The 20,689-nt window shown below is 58.9% G+C and carries 14 protein-coding genes; 7 read left to right on the top strand and 7 right to left on the bottom strand.

Features of this window, described 5'->3' with window-relative positions:
- Complete coding sequence (locus ACIOTL_RS14535; protein ID WP_400343262.1) at positions 1 to 1,221, bottom strand: CpaF family protein; 1,221 nt, start codon at positions 1,219 to 1,221, stop codon at positions 1 to 3.
- 249 nt (positions 1,222 to 1,470) lie between these two features.
- On the opposite strand from ACIOTL_RS14535, the gene ACIOTL_RS14530 reads away from it, so the two are divergent.
- From ACIOTL_RS14530 to ACIOTL_RS14520, 3 genes are all read left to right on the top strand, one after another.
- Positions 1,471 to 5,280, top strand: a complete 3,810-nt coding sequence (locus ACIOTL_RS14530; protein WP_400343260.1) for an FtsK/SpoIIIE domain-containing protein — start codon at positions 1,471 to 1,473, stop codon at positions 5,278 to 5,280.
- A 638-nt stretch (positions 5,281 to 5,918) separates the two neighbouring features.
- Positions 5,919 to 6,167 (top strand): WhiB family transcriptional regulator, encoded by a 249-nt coding sequence (locus ACIOTL_RS14525; RefSeq protein ID WP_013348560.1) that lies wholly within the window; start codon positions 5,919 to 5,921, stop codon positions 6,165 to 6,167.
- A 202-nt stretch (positions 6,168 to 6,369) separates the two neighbouring features.
- Positions 6,370 to 8,586 (top strand): Stk1 family PASTA domain-containing Ser/Thr kinase, encoded by a 2,217-nt coding sequence (locus ACIOTL_RS14520; RefSeq protein WP_105659068.1) that lies wholly within the window; start codon positions 6,370 to 6,372, stop codon positions 8,584 to 8,586.
- 72 nt (positions 8,587 to 8,658) lie between these two features.
- Here the strand turns inward: ACIOTL_RS14520 and ACIOTL_RS14515 are convergent, their stop codons facing one another.
- A complete protein-coding gene (locus tag ACIOTL_RS14515) occupies positions 8,659 to 10,062 on the bottom strand; it encodes a class II 3-deoxy-7-phosphoheptulonate synthase (RefSeq protein ID WP_105659067.1) in 1,404 nt (467 codons plus the stop codon).
- 71 nt (positions 10,063 to 10,133) lie between these two features.
- Entirely contained in the window at positions 10,134 to 10,805 is a 672-nt protein-coding gene (locus tag ACIOTL_RS14510) for a 1-acyl-sn-glycerol-3-phosphate acyltransferase (protein ID WP_105659066.1), read from the bottom strand.
- 135 nt (positions 10,806 to 10,940) lie between these two features.
- Here ACIOTL_RS14510 and ACIOTL_RS14505 point away from each other — a divergent pair, with 135 nt between their 5' ends.
- The 3 genes from ACIOTL_RS14505 (at position 10,941) to ACIOTL_RS14495 (ending at position 14,070) form a co-directional block, all read left to right on the top strand.
- Positions 10,941 to 11,714 carry a carboxylesterase gene (locus tag ACIOTL_RS14505; RefSeq protein WP_133834487.1) on the top strand — a complete coding sequence of 258 codons (774 nt, stop codon included), beginning with the start codon at positions 10,941 to 10,943 and terminating at the stop codon, positions 11,712 to 11,714.
- A complete protein-coding gene (locus ACIOTL_RS14500) occupies positions 11,711 to 12,145 on the top strand; it encodes a hypothetical protein (RefSeq protein WP_133834488.1) in 435 nt (144 codons plus the stop codon). The genes ACIOTL_RS14505 and ACIOTL_RS14500 overlap by 4 nt, the downstream gene beginning before the upstream one ends.
- A gap of 113 nt (positions 12,146 to 12,258) precedes the next feature.
- Entirely contained in the window at positions 12,259 to 14,070 is a 1,812-nt protein-coding gene (locus tag ACIOTL_RS14495; RefSeq protein WP_388025390.1) for an AMP-dependent synthetase/ligase, read from the top strand.
- On the opposite strand, the gene ACIOTL_RS14490 is transcribed toward ACIOTL_RS14495, so the two are convergent.
- A complete protein-coding gene (locus ACIOTL_RS14490) occupies positions 14,043 to 14,585 on the bottom strand; it encodes a hypothetical protein (RefSeq protein ID WP_332487293.1) in 543 nt (180 codons plus the stop codon). The two genes, ACIOTL_RS14495 and ACIOTL_RS14490, sit on opposite strands and share 28 nt — an antisense overlap.
- Positions 14,586 to 14,683: 98 nt before the next feature.
- Positions 14,684 to 18,136, bottom strand: coding sequence for a pyruvate carboxylase (locus ACIOTL_RS14485; protein WP_332487295.1), 3,453 nt, complete (start codon positions 18,134 to 18,136; stop codon positions 14,684 to 14,686).
- Between the two features lie 351 nt (positions 18,137 to 18,487).
- Here ACIOTL_RS14485 and ACIOTL_RS14480 point away from each other — a divergent pair, with 351 nt between their 5' ends.
- Positions 18,488 to 19,303 carry a ParA family protein gene (locus ACIOTL_RS14480; RefSeq protein WP_105659072.1) on the top strand — a complete coding sequence of 272 codons (816 nt, stop codon included), beginning with the start codon at positions 18,488 to 18,490 and terminating at the stop codon, positions 19,301 to 19,303.
- Between the two features lie 46 nt (positions 19,304 to 19,349).
- On the opposite strand, the gene ACIOTL_RS14475 is transcribed toward ACIOTL_RS14480, so the two are convergent.
- Complete coding sequence (locus ACIOTL_RS14475; protein ID WP_105659060.1) at positions 19,350 to 19,943, bottom strand: MerR family transcriptional regulator; 594 nt, start codon at positions 19,941 to 19,943, stop codon at positions 19,350 to 19,352.
- Positions 19,944 to 20,185: 242 nt separating this feature from the next.
- Positions 20,186 to 20,668 carry a bifunctional nuclease family protein gene (locus ACIOTL_RS14470; RefSeq protein WP_105662558.1) on the bottom strand — a complete coding sequence of 161 codons (483 nt, stop codon included), beginning with the start codon at positions 20,666 to 20,668 and terminating at the stop codon, positions 20,186 to 20,188.
- Positions 20,669 to 20,689 lie beyond the last annotated feature (21 nt).

Below are 20,689 nucleotides of genomic sequence, written 5' to 3'. Positions count from 1 at the left end.
CTACACCGCCATCAATTCGGCAATATTGATTCCAGCGACATCAAACTTTTCATGGGACCAATCGGCTCCCCGAGCCGGCAGCAGGCGATCGGCTTGCCGCTCGAATAGCGTCGAGGACTCAATTTGCCCTTCCTCCACGCGGTTGCGCACGCTGAGAATCTCGTTGACATAGCGATGGCCCTGTGGACTCCGCACGCAATGAACCACAAGGTCAATGCATGCAGCCACGGTCTTGATGGTGAAGTCGCTGGTGATATTTGGTCCTGCAAGCAACGGCAAAGTGCAAATTTTTGTGATAGCGTCGCGGGCAGAATTCGCATGCAAGGTACATAGCCCCGCGATTCCCGAGTTCAGGGCAATGAGCATATCCAAGGACTCTGCTTCGCGGACCTCGCCGATAATGATCCGTTCCGGGCGCATGCGCAAGGCCTCCTTGACCAGCCGGCGCATCGTGATTTCACCGGTGCCTTCAAGATTGGCGAGGCGAGTTTGCATGGCAACGACATCTCTTAGTGAAAGATTCAGCTCAAAGATTTCCTCGATGGTGATAATGCGTTCCCTGGGGCCGATCGCTGATGCCAGACAGTTGAGCATTGTCGTTTTGCCGGCTTGTGTAGGGCCAGTAACGATGACATTCAGACCGGCACTGATCGCCGTAGAAAGGAACCTCGCTGCTTGTTCGCTCAAGGCTCCCAGCTCAACTAGATCTTCAAGTTTTCCCGCGCGAGCAATGAACTTACGAATGTTGATGGCCCAATGCTCATGGGTGATGTCTGGAATCACGACGTGAAGACGAGACCCATCAGGCAATTGGCAGTCGACGAATGGCTGGGAAAGGTCCAGACGCCTGCCCGACGTTTTGAGCATGCGTTCTACTAGAGCCGCGATTTCTGCCGATTCCATGCGTATGTGGGTCAGTTCGCTTTGGCCACCTCTGGCGCAAAATACTTGATGTGGAGAATTTACCCAGATCTCTTCAACAGAAGGATCATCCAATAAGGGTTGCAGCGCTCCGAACCCGGCCACATTATCGAATACTGAACGTTGGGCGGCCTCTAGCGATCCAAGTGAAGGCACGGCGCCAAGCAATGCGCGTTCGTCGTAGTCGCGAATGACCTCTTCAATAAGTGATCGGATCATCGCTGGCTGCTTTGCCGGGTCCAATCCACGCCGGGGAACCAGCTCGCGTACTTCGTCTTCGACAATGGACAGCGCATCCACGACTGACTCCTTTGGCTTCCCTACTGGAGGATCCCGATCTCGGGGACTATCGGCGAGCGCGTCGTCGGTGCAGCATACCTATTCGTATGACAAGGGATGCTATCTGCAGCAGAGACCGCTTTCAAGAGGTTCCCGAAGTTGTGGATAGTTCTTGGTACTTTCTCCACACCAAGATTCTTATCTTCCAGCGCCGCCCTCAATGCTGGTTTAGATGGGAACGACAACATTCCATTACATTCAGGAGACCTCATGGTCCGCTATGAATTACTTCTGATTTCCCGAAAATTCCAGCATCCGCGGCAATTCGAACTTGTCATGTCCGGACGAATATCGGGCGAGCAGCTCGCCGCACTGCTGCAGCAGCATTTCCCGGGACAACGATGGTATTCGGGAATAACGCGGATAGAAGAGTTGGGGATCCTGCATGCGTCTGAACGTCTTCTGCTCAATGAATTGCCCCAACCTGTTCGCGCCACAAGCACCACAGCTTCGTGCCTCAAGTTATATGTAGTTCGCGGCCCCGACGCTGGTGCCTGGATTCCGCTCACAAAGGGAGAACATGTCATCGGCAGAACCGCCCCATTATGGTTAGAAGATCCGCTGGTGTCCCGGGTTCACGCGAAGTTATTCGTGACAACCCGGAGCTTGCGCCTGGTAGCCTGCTCTGAGCAGCAACTTGCCATGCCAGATGGCAGCCGCTGCGAGTCCGTGGAATTGGAACACGGATCGCGCTTCTTTCTGGGCAACACTGAATTCGCTGTCGGCGATCCATTAACCGCCCAATCCGGTCAATTGGTAACCCCCGAACAATTGGAAATCCAAGTACCTTCCAAGCCCGAGCTGTCCCGCTTAATTGCTCTGGTCCTCGCAGCATTCGTTCCGATCATCTCCGGCGTCTTGCTTGCCTTGGTTACCGGTTCGATGCTCTTTCTGATCTTGAGTGGCGTTTCGGCCCTTATGGGTATGGTGCCTGCCGGTCAACTGTTCGTGGAGCGTCGCGAATGGAAAAGGGAAATGGAAGTGCAACGAGCTTCCGCCATTATCGCGAGAAGTAAATATTCTCCGGCTCTCGGAGAATCGTTCGTAGCCGGACTGGATTCCGCTTCTTTGGGACTGTCGCATGCCCGGATACCACCACTGGTTTGGGGCGAGGGACTGTGGTCTCCGCAGGACACCTCTCGTTCTGATCCCACGGGGATCCGCAAAGTATTTCGTAGCCTCAGGAAGACGAAGTCGGACGCGCCCTGGTTCGGTCCAGTATTTTTCCCGAGTACCCCGAGCGTCTGGCAGCTGAATTCTGCACAAGGGCAAAGCGCTGGGGCTATTCTGGCCGCAGTACTTGCACGCTATCTCCCGGCCATACATTCCGGCCAGATACGGCTCGTGCTCGATCCCAGTGTCAGGTGTCTTCCGGCGTCGCTGCTTTTGGTGAGCAACGTTTCCGTGGCCCACCTGTCGATTCCCGAAGAATCGAGCTTCACCAGGAAAGAGGAAACCAACCTGGCGACGTTGTACGTCACTGCCCAGGAACCTCAACCTATTTCCGGCGCCCTGGTGCTGGGCGTTTCACCGGTGCTGGCCGAATCCGTGGAGAATTGGATTGTTCCAAGCCCCGTGTCCTCGCGTTTGCCCGACGAACGCTTAGTGCTGCAGAACCTAAGCACGCTGAGCCTTTCGCGGTTCGACAGGATGGTGCAGCAGTATGTGCAGCTGCAAAAGCAGGCAATAACCAAGAACGCAGAATCCATTGCATCCCCGTCACTAGCCGTACGGGCACATCTGGGCCTCGATGAACAGCAAGAGGACGTGTTCCTTGATCTTCATGAGGATGGTCCGCATGTACTGATTTGCGGCACTACAGGGTCAGGCAAGTCAGAAGCGCTCAGGCGCCTGATTGCTGATTTTGCCCGGAACTACCCGCCGACTCAGCTTGCCTTCGCACTTATTGATTTCAAGGGTGGAGCTGGACTAGGCGTCTATGCAGGTTTGCCCCATGTCCAGCTCTTCGCAAGCGACCTCGATGAGGCAGCGGCTCAGCGCACGTTGGAACAACTAGAACATGAGGTGCGGCGGCGCGAGGAGCTTCTGGCAGCACAAGGCTGCAGCGACATTGCGGAATATCAAGATCTCGACGAATCAGGCCCGATTCTGCCTCGCTTGCTGGTAGTCATTGACGAATTCCGTGTTTTCGTCGAGACGCTTCCTCAAGCCAGCGCCAGAATTGATCGTTTAGCTGCGGTGGGTCGAGCTCTAGGAATCCATCTGATTCTCAGCACGCAGCGTCCGGCTGGCGCTTTGACGGGACAAACCAAGGCGAACTTAAACACGACAATCGCATTGAGGGTAAACGACCCGGGTGAGTCCGTGGAACTGGTGGGCTCCACCGAGGCGTCCAAACTCCTCCACTCCGGACAGGCGATCATCAAGGGCGCTTCCAAGCCCACTAGGAACATGCAATTCCAGCTGGCCATCGAGCCGCCACTGCACGGCGAACTATTCGAGCGGAATCGTCAAGATCTCAGCCTTCGTCCGTTGTGCCGATTCGAAAAGAGCATCGCGTCAGTCGCTGGAGATCGCTTGCAAAACCATGCAGCAGAACTTTCCTCACAGTGGTCCACTTCGGAGCTCCCGGTATCTGGTTTTGCTCCAGCGTTGCCTCGGCCAGCAGAACCAACGCACTCGCCAGATACGTGGGATGGGAAGGAACGAGGAACGATTTACTGCGGCGTTGCAGATAATCTGCATTTGGCCCGGCTTGAACCTTTGATTCTTGACCCTGCCCGTTCACGATCAACATTGATCTGCGGCTTGCCAGAAGCCGGTGCCCGAACCCTGTTCGCTTCCCTCGCCCGTTCGCCCAGAAAAATACTTTGCTTCGGTCCGTCGCCGATCCCGGATGCCACTGAAAACGTCAAGGTTGTCACGGGTGAGGATCCCTATGGCTTTTTCGATGCTGTCGACTTCCTGGAATCCATGCCCAGTGATCCAGCATTGATCATTCTCGTTCATTCACTGGCCCAGTTGCAGTCCAATATCCACCCGCAACATTTCCAACGCCTGGACGAAGCACTCGGTACGCTATTGCGTTTCGGCGGCCCGCAATCGCCTATGGTGATTTGTTCAGTTGACCGCGACCAAAACGCGTTGAAGTCCACCGGTCTTTGTACAGAGCAATGGTTCTTCCCATTCAACGCTACCGAGTCATTAAAGATGATGTGGCCCAAGATCCCGGCCTGTTCGCTTTTGCCGGGTCGAGGGGTCAAGCTGAGTTCGGGGCATCCTCCGCAGGTCTTCCAACTCACCGAAGTTCAATTAGCTGAAATCCCGGGAAGCACCTGGCCCGAAGTGCCTTCGGCTTGGCAGATGCCTTCAGGTTCTGCCCTTCAACCGGCAAACTTTCTGGGATACTCGCCCTTCGATGGTGAGGCGGTCCCTCGACCAGCAGGTCCGATGGTTGTTGTGCTGTGCCCCGATACGCAACAGCGCCGGCAGCTGACTGCCGTACTCGCTGTGCGTTGGAACTCCCCGCATATTTGCGGCCTACCGGACTTTGAACGGTTCGTACGTTCTCTCGAGGACGGCTCGTACCGTGTTCGGCAGGACTTGCTTTGCCTCTTCCTCGAAACCACCAATGACTCTCGGTTGCCACCGCTCTTGAACGCTCTGAATTCGAGGGGAATCGGTGTCGCGCTATTCGTTCCGCCGTCCAGCAGGATGGCCTTCGACCTGGGATTGAGCGCCAACGGGTTCGATGATCGCCAGGTAGTCGCTGTCGAAGCCCATCATCCGCAAGATCTTCAACCGATGAATTGGCAGCCAATCCATCAGGTGCCTCATCAAGGAGCCAAAGACTATTGGTGCGCGGTCATCTCCAAACGAGGCAAACCGCGGATGATTCATATTCCGTACGAATTATCTGCTGGCAATTCAGCGGTTTGGCCGGTCTCCGAGGAATGCGGTGGTCTTCGGCGCGAAGAGCATCACCACAGTGGTTCCGGCGACCACGATGGAAAGTACCGCCGCGGCCGTCACCATCGGGATATTGGAGCTCAGGAATGAAACAGAGAGGATGAGCTGGAATAGTTGCCAAACGACAATCGGAGCACGAGTGAACGCTTTTCCCTTGAAGAAGTTGACAGCTACCGAGCCTTGCCAAACGGCAAGAAGCAAGCACAGGGCCAGCATGAATAACTGCCCGCCCATATTGACTGTTCCGTTGGTGTCGAGGTTCAACATGTAGCTGATGGCGTACGCCAGAACAGCCAGGGCCTCAATTAGGACAAGCGCGGCAACCACGAAAACACTGGTTGGGCGGGACGAGATTGCATTTTCGTTGCTCACATCAACAATTTTCGTTGACCTTCTGCAGGAACTCAAACCGCAACAATTGACTTTTGCTGTTGCTCGCGCCACACCTCTGATAACTAGCGGATCCTAGTGCCAAATGCCATGTGAGAAAGCACTCAGGCATTCAGCAACATTTCGCTACCGTGACTCTTGTTTACTTCCGCGTTACATGAAAACCTTATGTGGTCGGTTAAACGAAGTGCCCGAATGGACTTCTCCGACCTTTCGAGACGCCAGATGTTAACCGCTAGGCAACCAGGATTTCATTTCACTCCTAGTTATTTTTTGCCTGTGTGTTGATTGTCGTTGGTGTTTCACACCCTCTCAGATTTCAAGGAGCATCAATAAGCATGGATTGGCGTAGCCGCGCGGCGTGTCTGGAAAAGGACCCGGAACTGTTTTTCCCAGTGGGAAACACCGGTCCGGCCCTGTTGCAGATCGAAGAGGCCAAGAGCGTCTGCCGTCGATGTGAAGTAACCGAAACCTGCCTGCAGTGGGCTATTGAGTCCGGCCAGGATGCAGGCGTCTGGGGTGGCATGAGCGAAGATGAGCGTCGTGCCTTGAAGCGTCGTGCAGCACGAGCTCGCCGCGCTTCCTAATTAAGCTGCGCTCGAGGTAATTCTCGCAACCCGAGACGCTATACGAAATCCGCCAGAGGTAAACACCACTGGCGGATTTCGAGTTTAAGCGACAAATTGTCAGCTCAGCTAGGTACATTAAAAGTAGTATTCATGTTCGAAAGGATCCGTTAGTGACTCTGGCCCGCTTCGCGTGCACCGTTCAGGCAGGTGCGACCGCAAAATGAGCCCGGCCCTGACCGACCCCAACCTGGGCAAGACGCTGGATGGTCGATACCGACTGGACCATCTGCTTGCCCTGGGTGGCATGTCACGCATCTACCGCAGCATGGACAAGCGCCTGCATCGAGCGGTTGTCGTGAAGATCCTGAACGACAACTTCTCCAGCGAGCATACAGTGCGTGAGCGATTCGAATCCGAAGCTGTCATCGCTGCGAATATCACTCATCCGAATGTGGTCTCCATCCGCGATCACAACGTGAGCGATAATCTGGTGTACCTCGTGATGGAGTATGTTCGAGGACGGAACCTCGAACAGGTCATTGAAGAACGCGGCCGCTTTACTCCGCGTCAGGCGCTAAGCGTCCTTGAACAAATTTGCCACGGTCTCAGCGCCGCGCACAGCGAGGGAATCATCCACCGGGATATGAAACCGGCAAATGTGCTGCTCTCCGATACCGGCGAAGTGAAAGTTACCGACTTCGGCTTGGCCCGTGCTGCCAGCGCCCATACCCAGTCAGCCACGCTCGTCGCCACGCTGTCCCATGTCTCCCCCGAACTAGTTTCAGGGGCACCAGCCGATTCGCGCAGCGACATCTACGCACTGGGCATCATGATCTACCAGATGCTGACTGGACAAGCACCGTATACCGAGACCAATGCCGCTGCATTAATGAAGCATCATCTGGACTCCCCCATGCCCATGCCCTCGGACTTGGTTCCGGGATTGGCCGAAGATCTCGATGAGTTGGTTCGATGGTGCACCGAGAAGGATCCAGAGAAGCGCCCGCAAGATGCTTCGCTGCTGCTGGAGGAGATCATCCAGATCCGCTCAACGCTCAACGATGCGCAACTGGACCTGGGCGCCGAGGACCTCGGCGGGATTGAAGATCTCACCCCGCAAACTATGGCGCAGATGCCCACTACGCTGCAGCAGCGTCTTGATGCGATGCAACGCGAGCGCGAAGATGAGCGTGAACAGCTATGGCTGAAGCGGAATACTGCTCAGCACGAGGACAGCTACGTTATCGATGATGCCCCCGCCGATCCTGACCAGACAACCGTCATTGCCGCGGTTGACGCCACCGAAGTCTTGGATCTTCGCGATGCGCAAGCCACACTGGCCCAGCCTCGTCCCACTGATCTTGCCGCTGATTCTGGCATAGCCGCAACGTCGGTGTACACCCGCGGCCGCGATCTGGAACCGGCCCACGAGAATGACGCCGATTCCGAAGCACCGCTGTCGGTACGTGGCCAAAAGCGTGCGCAGAAGCAGGCTGCAAGAAAGTGGCGCAAGGAAGCACAGGTACCCACCCACCGGTTGCGTCAGCCTCGCTCGGGTACGCAGAAGTTCGTCATCACCGTGATGTGGATCCTCATCGTGGCTCTGGTCGCAGGTGCCGGATGGTTCTTCGGCCGCGGCCCCGGAACCGTCATCCGCATCCCGTCATTGACCGGCATGCTTCAATCGCAGGCAGTCGCGCAAATGGATGGCCAAGGTGTTCCAGTTCGGGTAGGCACGACCTACAACGATGAGATTGCCATCGGCAGGGTGGTCGACTCGCAGCCGGGGACCGGCGAGAACATCATGAAGTTCCAGGGAATCGATCTGATCGTTTCGCAAGGCCCTCAGCTTTTTGCAGTTCCGGATTTCACCGGGAAAACCCTGGATCAGGCCACCAAGTTGCTCGATGAAATCGGTTTCGAAGATGTCCAGGAAGCCGAGGCCTACTCGGAATCGGTGACGAAGGGCGAGATTATCAGTTCCTCCCCTGCCGCCGGCAAGAAATTGCCGCGGAAGAACATCATCACCCTCACTGTTTCCAAGGGACATGCTCCGGTTCCTGTTCCTGCGGTCATTGGTCTTGGCAAGGATGCGGCCAAGGAAAAGCTTGAGTCCATGGGCTTGAAGCTGGAAACCGGTGAATCCGTCCATTCCACGACGACCGAAAAAGGCCTAGTCGCCGTCCAGGACCCGGCCCAGGGCACCGTTGCGTACGGCAGCACCGTGACAGTGAATCTCTCGGAAGGACCAGAATACGTCCAGATCCCATCCGTGCTCGGCATGGGCGTCGAGGAAGCACTCTCTGCACTGGAAGCCGCCGGCTTTTCCGTGAAGACGCACAATGTCTTTGGCGGTTTCAGCCAGACCGTTCGCATGCAGTCTCCATTGCACCAGCAAGCCGTGCGCGGCAGCGAGATCAGCATCTACGCCTTCTGAGGCCTGCGCCGTTCCCCCAGGCATAAAAATAATCCGGTTCCCGCTGTCGGGAACCGGATTATTCTCTAGCTGCTAGCGGTTTCGGCTGCGGCTCTGCAGTGCCGAGGAGACCAGGAAGGCCATCTCCAGGGACTGGCGGTGGTTCAGGCGCGGGTCGCACAGCGACTCGTACAGCGAGTCGAAGTCTTCCTCGCGGATCGGATCCGCTCCGCCGAGGCACTCAGCCACATCGTCGCCGGTCATCTCCACATGCAGGCCGCCTGGGAAGGTGCCCAGCGCGTCGTGCACTTCGAAGAAGCCGCGGACTTCGTCCATGACATCTTCGAAGTTGCGGGTCTTGTAGCCGTTCTGGCTGGTGACCGTGTTGCCGTGCATTGGGTCCGTAACCCACAGCACCTGGGCGCCGGAGGCCGTGACCTTTTCGATCAGGTTTGGCAGCTTCTCGCGGATGTTCTTCGCACCCATGCGGGTGATGAAGGTCAGGCGTCCTGGTTCGCGGTTCGGATCGAGCTTTTCGATCAGCGCGAGGACATCTTCCGGATCCGAGTTCGGGCCCAGCTTCACGCCGATTGGGTTGCGCACGCGCGAGAGGAAGTCCACATGTGCGTGGTCCAGCTGACGGGTTCTTTCACCGATCCACAGGAAGTGGCCGGAGGTGTCGTACGGCAGGCCGGTCCGCGAATCGGTACGCGTCAACGCACGCTCGTAGTCCAGCAGCAGTGCTTCATGGGAGGCGAAGAACTCGGTGCGCTTGAGCGCCTCGAAGTCTGCACCGCAGGCATCCATGAAGCGGATGGCCGAGTCGATCTCGCCGGCCAGCTGCTCGTAGGCGGAGTGCGCCGGGTTGGCCATGAATCCGCTGTTCCACGAGTGCACGCTGCGCAGGTCTGCGAAGCCGCCCTGGGTGAACGCGCGGATCAGGTTCAGCGTGGCCGATGAGGTGTTGTAGGCCTGCACCATGCGCTTCGGATCGTGGGCACGGGAATCGGGTGTGAAGTCGAAGCCGTTGACGATGTCGCCGCGGAATGCCGGCAAAGTAACACCATCTCGGGTTTCGTCATTCGAGGAGCGCGGCTTGGCGAACTGGCCAGCCATGCGTCCCATCTTGATTACCGGCATCGAAGCGCCATAGGTCAGCACCACAGCCATCTGCAAGATGGTGCGAACTCGCGAGGAGATCTTGTCGGCGGTTGCATCGGCAAAGGTTTCGGCGCAGTCGCCGCCCTGCAGCAAGAAGGCCTTGCCCTGGGCTGCTGCGGCCAAGCGTTCGCGCAGTACGTCGACTTCGCCGGCAAATACCAGTGGCGGACGCGAACCCAATTCGTTGATGGAGGACTGATAGTCCTTGTGCTCACGCCAAGTCGGCTGCTGGGCAATTGGCAATTCACGCCACAAATCTAGTTGCGGATCGGTGGCGGGGCCGGCTACGGAGGAGCCTGGCAATGGGGTTCGGTTTTCTTCGCTCACCTTGCCCATTCTACGTGGCATCAGCTCAAAGGACCGCGATGAATGTAACAAGTCGCCGTAACACTGCGCATAGCGGCCTGCTACTTCTTTGGTTTGCGTGGAGCATAGATGTCGACGTAGCTCTGACCTGACAGGACATTGATTGCCTTGCGGATCTCGTCGGCGCAAGCGCGAAGCGTTTCAGGATTCGCGGACCTGCCGTTCAGGTGCTCGAAGGTCAGCGGCTTGCCGATCTTGATCCCGATCCGGCCCGGATGCGGCAGGCTTTGGCCGATGGGCTGGACCTTGTCGGTGCCAATCATTGCAATTGGTATCACCGGTGCACCTGTTTCCAGGGCGAGTTTGGCGACGCCGAGCTTGGCCCGGTACAACCGTCCATCCGGTGAACGGGTGCCTTCCGGATAGATGCCCAGCACCTGGCCCTGCGCCAGTGCGTTCTTGGCACTGGCCAGCGAAGCAGCCGATTTCTGCCCGCCTGAACGGTCCATGGGCAGCTGGTTGATATTGCGGAAGAACCACGCGGTGATCCGGCCCTTGATGCCCTTGCCGTTGAAGTACTCGTCCTTGGCCAGGAAAATCACGGTACGATCCAGCGCCGCTGGGAGGAACACCGAGTCGCTCACCGACAGGTGGTTGGAAGCCAAGATCGCCGCACCGGTTTCAGGCACATTGCCGATGCCCTGGATCTTGACGCGGAAGAAAATTCGTATTAGCGGCCGGACAGCGAAACGCTTGAGGAAGTCGTACAGCACAGCGGGAAAATTCCTTCTTCTAGTTGACCAGCTACGCGGGAAGAGAAACCGCGACCTTACTGGTCGAAGCGCACTCCGCACCCTTCAATTGTGCACTACGCTCGAAGGTGAAGGCAGAAATCCGGAGGGTTCACGATGAAACTTGATGCAGGCAATACTCCGCTGGACGAGCGCAAACGTCCATGTGCAGTACTTTTGATCCACGGTTTTACCGGCTCCGCTGTTTCCATGCAGCCATGGGCGGATTCCTTGGAGCAGGCCGGATTCGACACGGACATTCCCCTTTTGCCCGGGCACGGAACGCAATGGCAGGACATGGTCGGTCGAGGTTATGGCCAGTGGATCCACGCTACCGAAGCGGCTTTTGACAGGCTCGCGCGCACGCACGAGCAGGTATTCGCCGCTGGCCTTTCCATGGGCGGCGCCCTGGCCCTGCATCTGGCGACCCGCCGCAATGTAGCCGGTGTTTCGCTGGTCAATCCGGGCCTGGTCGTGGACTCCCCCTTGTCCTCCTATACTCCTTGGCTCAAGCATGTAGTGCGCAGCGTTGCCCCTATCAGCAATGACATCGCCAAGCGCGGTGTCGATGAAGGGGCCTACCCGCGCACCCCGGTAGCAGCCGTAGCCGAACTCCGTTCGCTCTTTGCCCAGACCCGCCGGCGCTTGGAGCTGGTGAACGCCCCGGTGCAGCTCTTCCGTTCCACCGTCGACAACGTAGTCTCAGAGCAGTCGGTGCGCGAGCTGGTCGAGGGCCTGAACTCGGGCACCCTGGCCGAGCACCACATGCTCTTGCACTCCAAGCACGTAGCCACCCTGGACTACGATGCGGAGCAGATTTTCCACGAATCCGCTCGCTTCTTCGCGCAGCTGGCCGCCACGGAACAGAAGCGCAAGGAGGAGCGCGCATGAATCCGGAAGATGCCCATCCTTCAAACCAGAATGATCCGCAGTGGGATGAGCTAGTCGAGAATTTCCGTCAGCTTGATGCCTCGGTACCCCGCGAACCCAGCGCCGACGAGCGCGCGGCGAGACTGGAGAAGCTCTTCAACACCGGGCCTGCCGCGGTTCGCGGACCGCGCGACTATGTTGCTGAGCAGACCCCGGAAGAGTTCGTTCCAGAAGAACCCGCCGCGCTGGGTTCAGGTGATCCGATGCTGAACCTCGCCTGGGTTGGCGCCGCTGGCGGTCCGCTTGGGTTGCTGCTGTGCGTGGTGTTTTTCCGCGCAGCTCCGGTGTTCATCTATTTCGGGCTGGCACTCGCCGCCCTGCTCGGAATCGCCTACTTGCTCAAACGTCTTCCCACTGAACGCGATCCGGGAGATGATGGGGCTCAAGTATAGAAAACGGCTTTGAGTACACCACACGGTAGGTTACTCTATAGTAATAAATATGTGATGCGGGTTACCCGCTATTGCTAATGGGGTCACACAGAGTTTCAGGAGTTGAAGACCAGATGCGCGAATACAGCTCGCCAATTCGCATTCATTCGCCACAGCAGTCGAATATTACAGATCTGCTATTACGCCACGCGAATTCAGCGGCCAACCCGGCATTGTTCTCAAAGCCGGGAACCGACGGAACGTGGAATGATGTCACGGCATCGCAGTTCGCTGCCGACGCCCGGGCTATTGCGAAGGGGTTCATCGCCAATGGCATCGAACCTGGCGACCGCATCGCGCTGATGGCCAAGACCCGCTACGAGTGGACGCTGGTTGACTTCGCCATCTGGTTCGCCGGCTGCGTCACCGTCCCCGTCTATGAAACTTCCTCCCCTAGCCAGGTTGCCTGGATCGTTTCCGATTCCGGTGCCAAGGCCGTCGTCGTTGAGGCCGCCGCCCAGGAAGCCGTGGTCCGCCGCGCCGCCCATCAGGAACAGCTCGACGGACTGGATCACGTCTGGCAGTTCGATGGCGGGCTGGAACAGCTCTCCGAAGATGGCCGGAACGTCGATGACCAGTTGCTCGAAGCCCGCCGTTCGGGCACAGCATTGGATGACATCGCCACGATCATCTACACCTCGGGCACCACCGGCCGCCCCAAGGGCTGCGAGCTGACCCACGGCAACTTCGTGGAGCTGGCGGAGAACGCTGTGGCTACCTTGCCCGGCGCCGTTTACCCGGGCGCATCGACCATCATGTTCCTCCCGCTGGCTCACGTTTTCGCCCGCTTCATCTCGGTAGTCAACATTGCCGCTGGTTGCCGCACCGGACACACCCCCGATGTCAAGCACCTGCTCGAGGACCTCCAGTCCTTCAAGCCGAACTTCATCCTCGCTGTGCCACGCGTCTTCGAGAAGGTCTACAACTCGGCCATGCTCAAGGCTGAAGATAGCGGCAAGGGCAAGATCTTCCACGCCGGCGTTGACGTTGCAGTGGCATACTCCCGCGCCAAGCAGGAGGGCAAGGTACCGCTCGTGCTGAACCTGAAGCACAAGCTCTTCGACGCCCTGCTCTACCAGAAACTGCGCACCGCGATGGGTGGCAACATCCGCCATGCGGTCTCCGGCGGAGGTCCGCTGGGCGAGCGCCTCGGCCACTTCTTCAACGGCATCGGGGTCACCATTCTGGAAGGCTACGGCCTGACTGAAACCACCGCACCGATCACGGTGAACACCCTGGACCGGATCAAGATCGGCACCGTAGGCAAGCCGCTGCCGGGCAACGCCGTGCGCATCGCCGCGGACGGAGAGATCCTCACCAAGGGCATTTGCGTGATGCGCGGCTACCGCAACCGTCCAGAGCTGCAGGATGAGACCTTCACCGATGGCTGGTTCCGCACCGGGGATATCGGCGAACTCGACGCCGACGGATTCCTGAGAATCACCGGGCGCAAGAAGGAAATCATCGTCACCGCCAGCGGCAAGAACGTGGTTCCTGCGCTGCTTGAGGACCAGATCCGCGCCGACGCGCTGGTTTCCCAGTGCGTGGTCATCGGCGAGGGCCGCTCGTTCATTGCGGCCCTGGTGACCTTGGATCCAGAAGCCCTGCCAGGTTGGCTGGCCCGTCACCAGATGGACCAGAACCTGTCGCTGGACGAGCTATCGACCCATCCAAAGGTGCTCGAAACCGTGCAGGCGGTCATCGACAAGGCCAACACCTCGGTATCCAAGGCCGAGGCGATCAAGTCCTTCCGCGTTGTGCCTGCTGACTTCACCGAGGAAACCGGTCATTTGACTCCCTCGATGAAGATCAAGCGTGCAGTAGTGCTCAAGGACTACGAGGCCGTGATCGAAGGCATCTACTCGGCGCCCAAGCCGACAGCATAGTCCAGCACTGCATTAGCCAGCTCCCACGATTCGCGAGCTGAGGCGGCCCAAGGCAACTTGAGGCCGCTTTGCTGTGTTCGGGCATAGTAGCTGCGCGGCAATACCACGCGGCTGAATGCCTGGGTGGCGTGATTCTGGTGCTCGTGGCCAAGCACCGCGTAGATCAGGTTCCCAGCCAGGTCCTTGCGGCCATTGGCCAGCAGCCATTCGACCAATTCCATGAGCCGGTCTTCCGAGTCGGCACTGGTATCGCCCACAACCACCAACACGTTGGTGGTTGTGAATTTCCCGTCCATCACCGATTGCACGCGCTGCGGTCCGGCCGTGGCCACCTGGGCCTTGCAATCCAATTCGCCGAATTGTTCGGCCAGGTGCTCTGCGATTTCGCAGAACGGAAGATGCGTGTCGAGGGTGAAGACCAGTACCGTGATCGGCTGGCCCTTGGATCCCAGCTCGGCAACCTGCTGCCTCAGCCGGGCGGGCACAGCCCCGGGCGTCATCTTGCTTGGGCGCATCACAGCTCCTTCTGCTTTGTGGTTCGCACGATTAGTTGGCAGAGCGCAGGGGCCCGCAACCTTGGTCACGAGCCCCCGTGCTCTGGGTACTGCGGATGCTACTTGGGTTCGATCACCAGCAGCAGATCGCCACCCTGTACCTGGCTGGTGCCATTCAGGGTTACCTGGCTGACCACGCCACCCGCGTTGGCAGTGATGCCAGCTTCCATCTTCATTGCTTCGATGGTGGCCACAGACTGGCCGGCCTCGATCAGGTCGCCGACCTTGACGTTCACAGTCACCGCTCCCGCGAAGGGTGCAGCGACGTGGCCGTTGTTGTTCGGATCGGCCTTCGGCGCGGACTTCACGGTGGATTCTACCGATTCGTCGCGGACCTTGAGCTGGCGGGACTGGCCGTTGAGGTTGACCACGACGGTGCGCAGGCCCTTCTCATCGGCTTCCGATACCGATACCAGCCTGACCAGCAATCGAACACCGGTACCCAGCGAAATGACATGCTCAAAGCCGGGAACCAGGCCGTAGAGGTAGTCGCGGGTGTGCAGGACGGACAAATCGCCGTAGTTCTCCACCGACTTCTCGAAGTCACGGGTTGGGCCAGCGAAGAGCAACCGGTTCAGGGTACCGCGAATCGTCTGCGAATCCGCCTGCAGCGCTGTCAGGTCCTCTGCCGAGAGGTCCTCGACATGGGCCTTGACATTGCGTCCCTGCAACGCCTTGGTGCGGAACGGTTCCGGCCAACCGCCTGGAGGGTTGCCCAGCTCGCCCGAGAGGAACTGGATGACCGAATCCGGGATGTCGTAGTTCTGCGGGTTCGCTTCGAAGTCCGCGGCTGGGACTCCGGAACCCACCAGCTGCAAGGCCAGGTCGCCGACGACCTTGGACGATGGAGTCACCTTGACCACATTGCCGAGCATGTCATTGACCGAGGCGTACATCGACTCGATCGCTTCGAAACGCTCGCCCAGGCCCAATGCAATGGCCTGCTGGCGCAGGTTCGAAAGCTGGCCGCCCGGAATCTCGTGCTGGTAGACACGGCCGGTTGGCGCTGGCAGTCCGGATTCGAATGGCTTGTACATGGCGCGCACTGCTTCCCAGTACGGTTCCAGCGACGCCACGGCATCCAGTGACAGGCCGGGATCACGCTCGGTGAACTCCAGCGCTGCGACCAGTGCAGAGGCCGATGGCTGCGAGGTGGTGCCCGCCATGGCCGCGCTGGCCACGTCGACGGCGTCCACACCGGCGTCGATGGCAGCCATCAACGTCGCCAGCTGCCCGCCGGAGGTGTCGTGGGTGTGCAGGTGCACCGGAAGATCGAAGCGTTCGCGCAGGGCCGTGACCAGCTTGGTTGCTGCCGCTGGGCGCAGCAGGCCGGCCATGTCCTTGATTGCGAGGATATGCGCGCCAGCGTCGACGATCTGCTGTGCCAGCTCCAGGTAGTAGTCCAGGGTGTACAGCTTCTCGTTGGCATCCAGCAGGTTGCCGGTGTAGCACAGGGCCACTTCGGCGACTGCGGTGCCGGTGTCGCGTACCGCCTTGATGGCCGGAGCCATCTGCGAAACATCGTTCAGCGCATCGAAGATGCGGAAGATGTCGATGCCTGCGGACGCGGCTTCCTTCACGAAAGCGTCGGTGACCTCGGTTGGGTATGGAGTGTAGCCCACGGTATTGCGGCCGCGCAGCAGCATCTGCAACGGGATGTTCGGCAGCTCCGCACGCAGCAGCTCCAGGCGCTTCCAGGGATCTTCGCCCAGGAATCGCAGGGACACATCGTAGGTGGCACCGCCCCAGACTTCCATGGAGAACAGCTGCGGGACGTTGTGCGCGTAGGCCGGTGCTGCCGCGAGCAGGTCGCGGGTGCGGACGCGGGTGGCCAGCAGCGACTGGTGCGCATCGCGGAAGGTGGTATCGGTGATGCCCACCGCTTTCGACTCGCGCAGGGCCTTGGCGAATCCTTCCGGACCGAGATCCAGCAGCTTCTGGCGCCAGCCATCGGCCGGCACGGCGGACTTGGAGGGGCCATCGAATGGCGAACGCTCTGGCTCGTCGGTCTTGTCACCCGGGAAAGCAGGAAGCTTCTTGCGCGGGTCGATTCCCTCGACACGGCTGCCATTTGGCTGGTTCACCGTGACATGGGCCAGGAAGTTCAGCGCCTTGGTACCGCGGTCCTGGGATTCATTGCCGGTGAGCAGATCCGGGCGGGAGTCGATGAAGTCGGTAGCGACATCACCGGCCAGGAACTGCGGATCACTGAGCACATTCTGGATGAACGGGATGTTGGTGGCCACACCGCGCACGCGGAACTCGGCCAGCGCACGGCGGGCGCGAGCCACAGCCGTCTGGTAGTCACGGCCACGGCAAGTGAGCTTGACCAGCATCGAGTCGAAGTGCGGGGACACCTCGGCGCCGGTGTAGATCGTGCCGCCATCCAGACGGACACCCGAGCCGCCGGCGGAGCGGTAGACGGTAATGGTTCCAACATCCGGACGGAAGCCATTGGCTGGATCTTCGGTGGTGATGCGGGACTGCAAGGCCCAGCCACGCACCTGGATGGTGTCCTGGCTGATCTCCAGATCCTTCAGCGACTCGCCAGCAGCGATGCGCATCTGCGCCTGCACCAGGTCGATGTCGGTAACCTCTTCGGTCACCGTGTGCTCAACCTGGATGCGCGGGTTCATTTCAATGAATACGTGCTGCCCGGCGCGGTCGCCCACGGTATCAACGAGGAATTCGACGGTGCCTGCGTTCTGGTAGCCCAGAGTCTGCGCGAACTTCACGGCGTCCCGGAACAGCGCCTGGCGAATCGATTCATCCAGATTCGGTGCTGGAGCGATTTCGACAACCTTCTGGTGGCGGCGCTGCAGCGAGCAGTCGCGCTCATGCAGGTGGACAATGTTGCCCTGCTCGTCGGCGAGGATCTGCACCTCGATGTGGCGCGGACGCAGCACTGCTTGTTCCAGGAAAACGGTGGGGTCCCCGAAGGCGGTGCCGGCTTCGCGCATTGCCGCGCCCATCAGCTCCGGCAGGTCTTCGCGCTTGTCGACACGGCGCATGCCGCGACCGCCGCCGCCGGCTACAGCCTTGACGAAGATCGGGAAGCCGATGCGATCGGCCTCGGCAATCAGGTAATCAACATCATCGCTTGGCTCGGAGGATTCCAGTACCGGAATGCCTGCCTCGCGAGCAGCCTTCAGCGCCGCTACCTTATTGCCGGCCAGTTCAAGCACGTCCGCCTTTGGACCGATGAACTTGATGCCTGCTGCTTCGGCAGCTCGTGCGAGGTCAGGATTTTCCGAGAGGAAGCCGTAGCCCGGGTAGATTGCATCCGCGCCGGCTTCTTTGGCAACGCGGATAATCTCGTCGATATCCAGGTAGGCGCGGACCGGATGGCCCTCTTCGCCGATCTGGTAGGCCTCTGCGGCCTTCTGACGGTGGATCGAATTGCGATCCTCATGTGGGTAGACAGCAACGGTCTTTGCGCCCAGCTCGTAGCCGGCGCGGAAAGCGCGAATCGCAATCTCACCGCGGTTGGCGACCAAGATCTTTTCAAACATAGTGTCCCTACATCGAATCTGTACACGCTGGTTCAACGGCACAATCAGGACTGTTCCCCTCAGGTGCAGGCCCGCCATCCCAGCGTGTCGGGTCTCGAAAAGCAGCTAGCATTTGCCACTTCTGTGAAACACACTACACGGGGATTCTCCAGAACGTCCAAACATTTCGCCTTGTGGTCAGACCACATGAAATAATTGGATCTTTGAAGTTTTAATCACTAACTGGTGCCTAATGGCAAAAACTGACGTTGCAAAGTCGGAGAAACACGGCTCGGCACACTATGATGATGAGAGACTAAAAATTCGGTGGGACGTTTAAACTAACGAACAGTGAAAGGCGTGGTCTGGTCCGTGCACGTAGTGAGCATCAGCAGCCTCAAGGGTGGCGTAGGAAAAACCTCCGTGACACTCGGATTGGCTTCAGCAGCACTTGCCGCCGGCATTCCGACTCTCGTCATTGACCTGGATCCCCATGCGGATGCCAGCACTGGCCTTGGAGTCCGGGCTAATGGGAAGCAGCCAATTGGGCAAATGCTCAAGAACGCTCGTCGCGCCCGTCTGCAAGATCAGGTTGTCGCCAGCGCTTGGCAGTCCAAGGCAGCAGAGAAGAAATCCCGTACCCGCATTCCAGTGCTCGATGTTGCCGTTGGCGACGCATTCACCGGCATCTACGATCGACCAGATCTGCGGACCCGCGACCTACGCCGCCTCTCCCAGCTTCTGAGCCGCACCAGCGGTTACCAATTGGTTCTCATCGACTGCCCGCCATCGCTGAACGGCTTGACCCGCATGGCATGGAGCGCGTCGGATCAGCTCGTGCTAGTGGCAGAACCCAGCTTGTTCTCCGTGGCCGGCACCGAGCGCACCCAGCGCGCATTGGAACTCTTCCGCCGTGAATTCGCTCCTTCCCTGGGACCGGTACGTGTTGTCGCCAACCGCGTCCGCAAGGACTCCGCGGAGCATACCTTCCGTTTGGGCGAAATGCGCCAGATGTTCGGCGACTCCATGGTCAAGCCCGAGATTCCCGAACACCCGGAATGGCAGCAGATCCAAGGTGCCGCGTACTCGGTGCACCAGTGGCCTTCCAAGGCTACTGCTCCGATGCTGGCGCAGTTCGACGCGTTGCTCAAGGAAGTCATGTCCGCAGCAGGCCCGAACAACACCTAGGCCCGGATACGGATAGCAGCTTAAGCAATTGAATTATCTGCCGGCCCTAGCCGACGTTGCGCGCCGCCTTGGCAGCCCGACGGGCAGCCAATTCATCTTCTGGCAGGGTCTGCTGCACAGAGCTCTCTGAAGGCAGCTGGGCAAGGGAACCTTCCACCTCGCGCCAAACACGGCCTACGGCGATGCCGAATACGCCCTGGCCCTTCTGGACAAGGTCAATGACCTCGTCGGCGCTGGTGCATTCGTAGACCGAAGCTCCATCGCTCATCAACGTGATCTGGGCAAGGTCCTCAACGCCGCGTTCACGCAGGTGCAAAACGGCCGAACGGATCTGCTGCAGGGATACTCCGGTGTCCAGCAGCCGCTTGACAACCTTGAGCACGAGGATATCCCGGAATGAATAAAGGCGGTGGCTGCCGGATCCCTTGGCTCCGCGCACTGCCGGCTCTACCAGGCCAGTACGTGCCCAGTAGTCGAGTTGGCGGTAGGTAATGCCGGCTGCCTTGCACACAATTGGACCGCGGTAGCCGGCATGTTCATCCAGCTCAGGCAGGTCATCGGTGAAGAGCAGTCCCTGGGTGCTGGATTGCTTGTTGCCACCGTCGACCCCATAGTGAGGCCCAGTCTGGCGAGACTCCATCCAATTGCTCCTTGCGTGTCAGCACGTTCCTAAACGAGTATCCAGGGACCGAATGAGAACCGCGCAGATGCGAGTGATGACCATCAAAAAACAGCTCTTTTTAAATGTCCCTATGCAAAGACGGTACGGCGATAACGACTAATGGTCAAAGACCTTCAAGCTTAACTTTAAGGCGTGTCGCGCAGGCTTGGGGAATTACCCAATTCAAGGCCAATATTCCACTGAAACCAAACGCGCGATATCTACGAAGAAAAATCTTCTGGATCAATATTGTCCAAGAATTCACGGAATTCGCGCAACTGCTCTTCGGGTGCCTCTTCGCCGCCAGTTTCATTCTCGATGGCCACGCCAGCTTCTTCCAGGACGTGCTCGGCGCACATGATCGGGCACTGGGCGCGCACGGCAAGGGCGACGGCATCCGAGGAACGGGAATCTACGCGTTTGCCGTTGGAAAGGACAAGCTCCGCGACGAACACGGCATTGTTTACCGAGACTATTTCGATCCGCTCAAGCTTCACGTCCATGCTTTCAATGACGCTGAGCAGCAGATCATGGGTCATCGGCCGAGGCGGAGTGAGCCCTTGTTCAGACATTGCGATGGCCGAGGCTTCGGGCGCACCTATCCACAGCGGAAGGTAGAGATTACGCTCAGGGTATTTGAGCAGCAACAGCGGCTGATTCGCCGGCAATTGAATACGGATTCCGGCAAACTCCAGTTCCAGCATGCTAGCCCCTTAGAGTTGTTG

The sequence above is a fragment of the Glutamicibacter sp. NPDC087673 genome (assembly GCF_044743255.1).
GTDB lineage: Bacteria > Actinomycetota > Actinomycetes > Actinomycetales > Micrococcaceae > Glutamicibacter.
This window is presented reverse-complemented; position numbering and strand designations above follow the sequence as displayed.

Bases quoted from the DNA above. Each gene is read 5' to 3' on its own strand.
- ACIOTL_RS14505 (WP_133834487.1), top strand. From the start codon at position 10,941: ATGAAACTTGATGCAGGCAATACTCCGCTGGACGAGCGCAAACGTCCA.
- ACIOTL_RS14495 (WP_388025390.1), top strand. From the start codon at position 12,259: ATGCGCGAATACAGCTCGCCAATTCGCATTCATTCGCCACAGCAGTCG.
- ACIOTL_RS14530 (WP_400343260.1), top strand. From the start codon at position 1,471: ATGGTCCGCTATGAATTACTTCTGATTTCCCGAAAATTCCAGCATCCG.
- ACIOTL_RS14500 (WP_133834488.1), top strand. From the start codon at position 11,711: ATGAATCCGGAAGATGCCCATCCTTCAAACCAGAATGATCCGCAGTGG.
- ACIOTL_RS14525 (WP_013348560.1), top strand. From the start codon at position 5,919: ATGGATTGGCGTAGCCGCGCGGCGTGTCTGGAAAAGGACCCGGAACTG.
- ACIOTL_RS14515 (WP_105659067.1), bottom strand. From the start codon at position 10,062: ATGGGCAAGGTGAGCGAAGAAAACCGAACCCCATTGCCAGGCTCCTCC.
- ACIOTL_RS14490 (WP_332487293.1), bottom strand. From the start codon at position 14,585: ATGCGCCCAAGCAAGATGACGCCCGGGGCTGTGCCCGCCCGGCTGAGG.
- ACIOTL_RS14485 (WP_332487295.1), bottom strand. From the start codon at position 18,136: ATGTTTGAAAAGATCTTGGTCGCCAACCGCGGTGAGATTGCGATTCGC.
- ACIOTL_RS14520 (WP_105659068.1), top strand. From the start codon at position 6,370: ATGAGCCCGGCCCTGACCGACCCCAACCTGGGCAAGACGCTGGATGGT.
- ACIOTL_RS14475 (WP_105659060.1), bottom strand. From the start codon at position 19,943: ATGGAGTCTCGCCAGACTGGGCCTCACTATGGGGTCGACGGTGGCAAC.
- ACIOTL_RS14470 (WP_105662558.1), bottom strand. From the start codon at position 20,668: ATGCTGGAACTGGAGTTTGCCGGAATCCGTATTCAATTGCCGGCGAAT.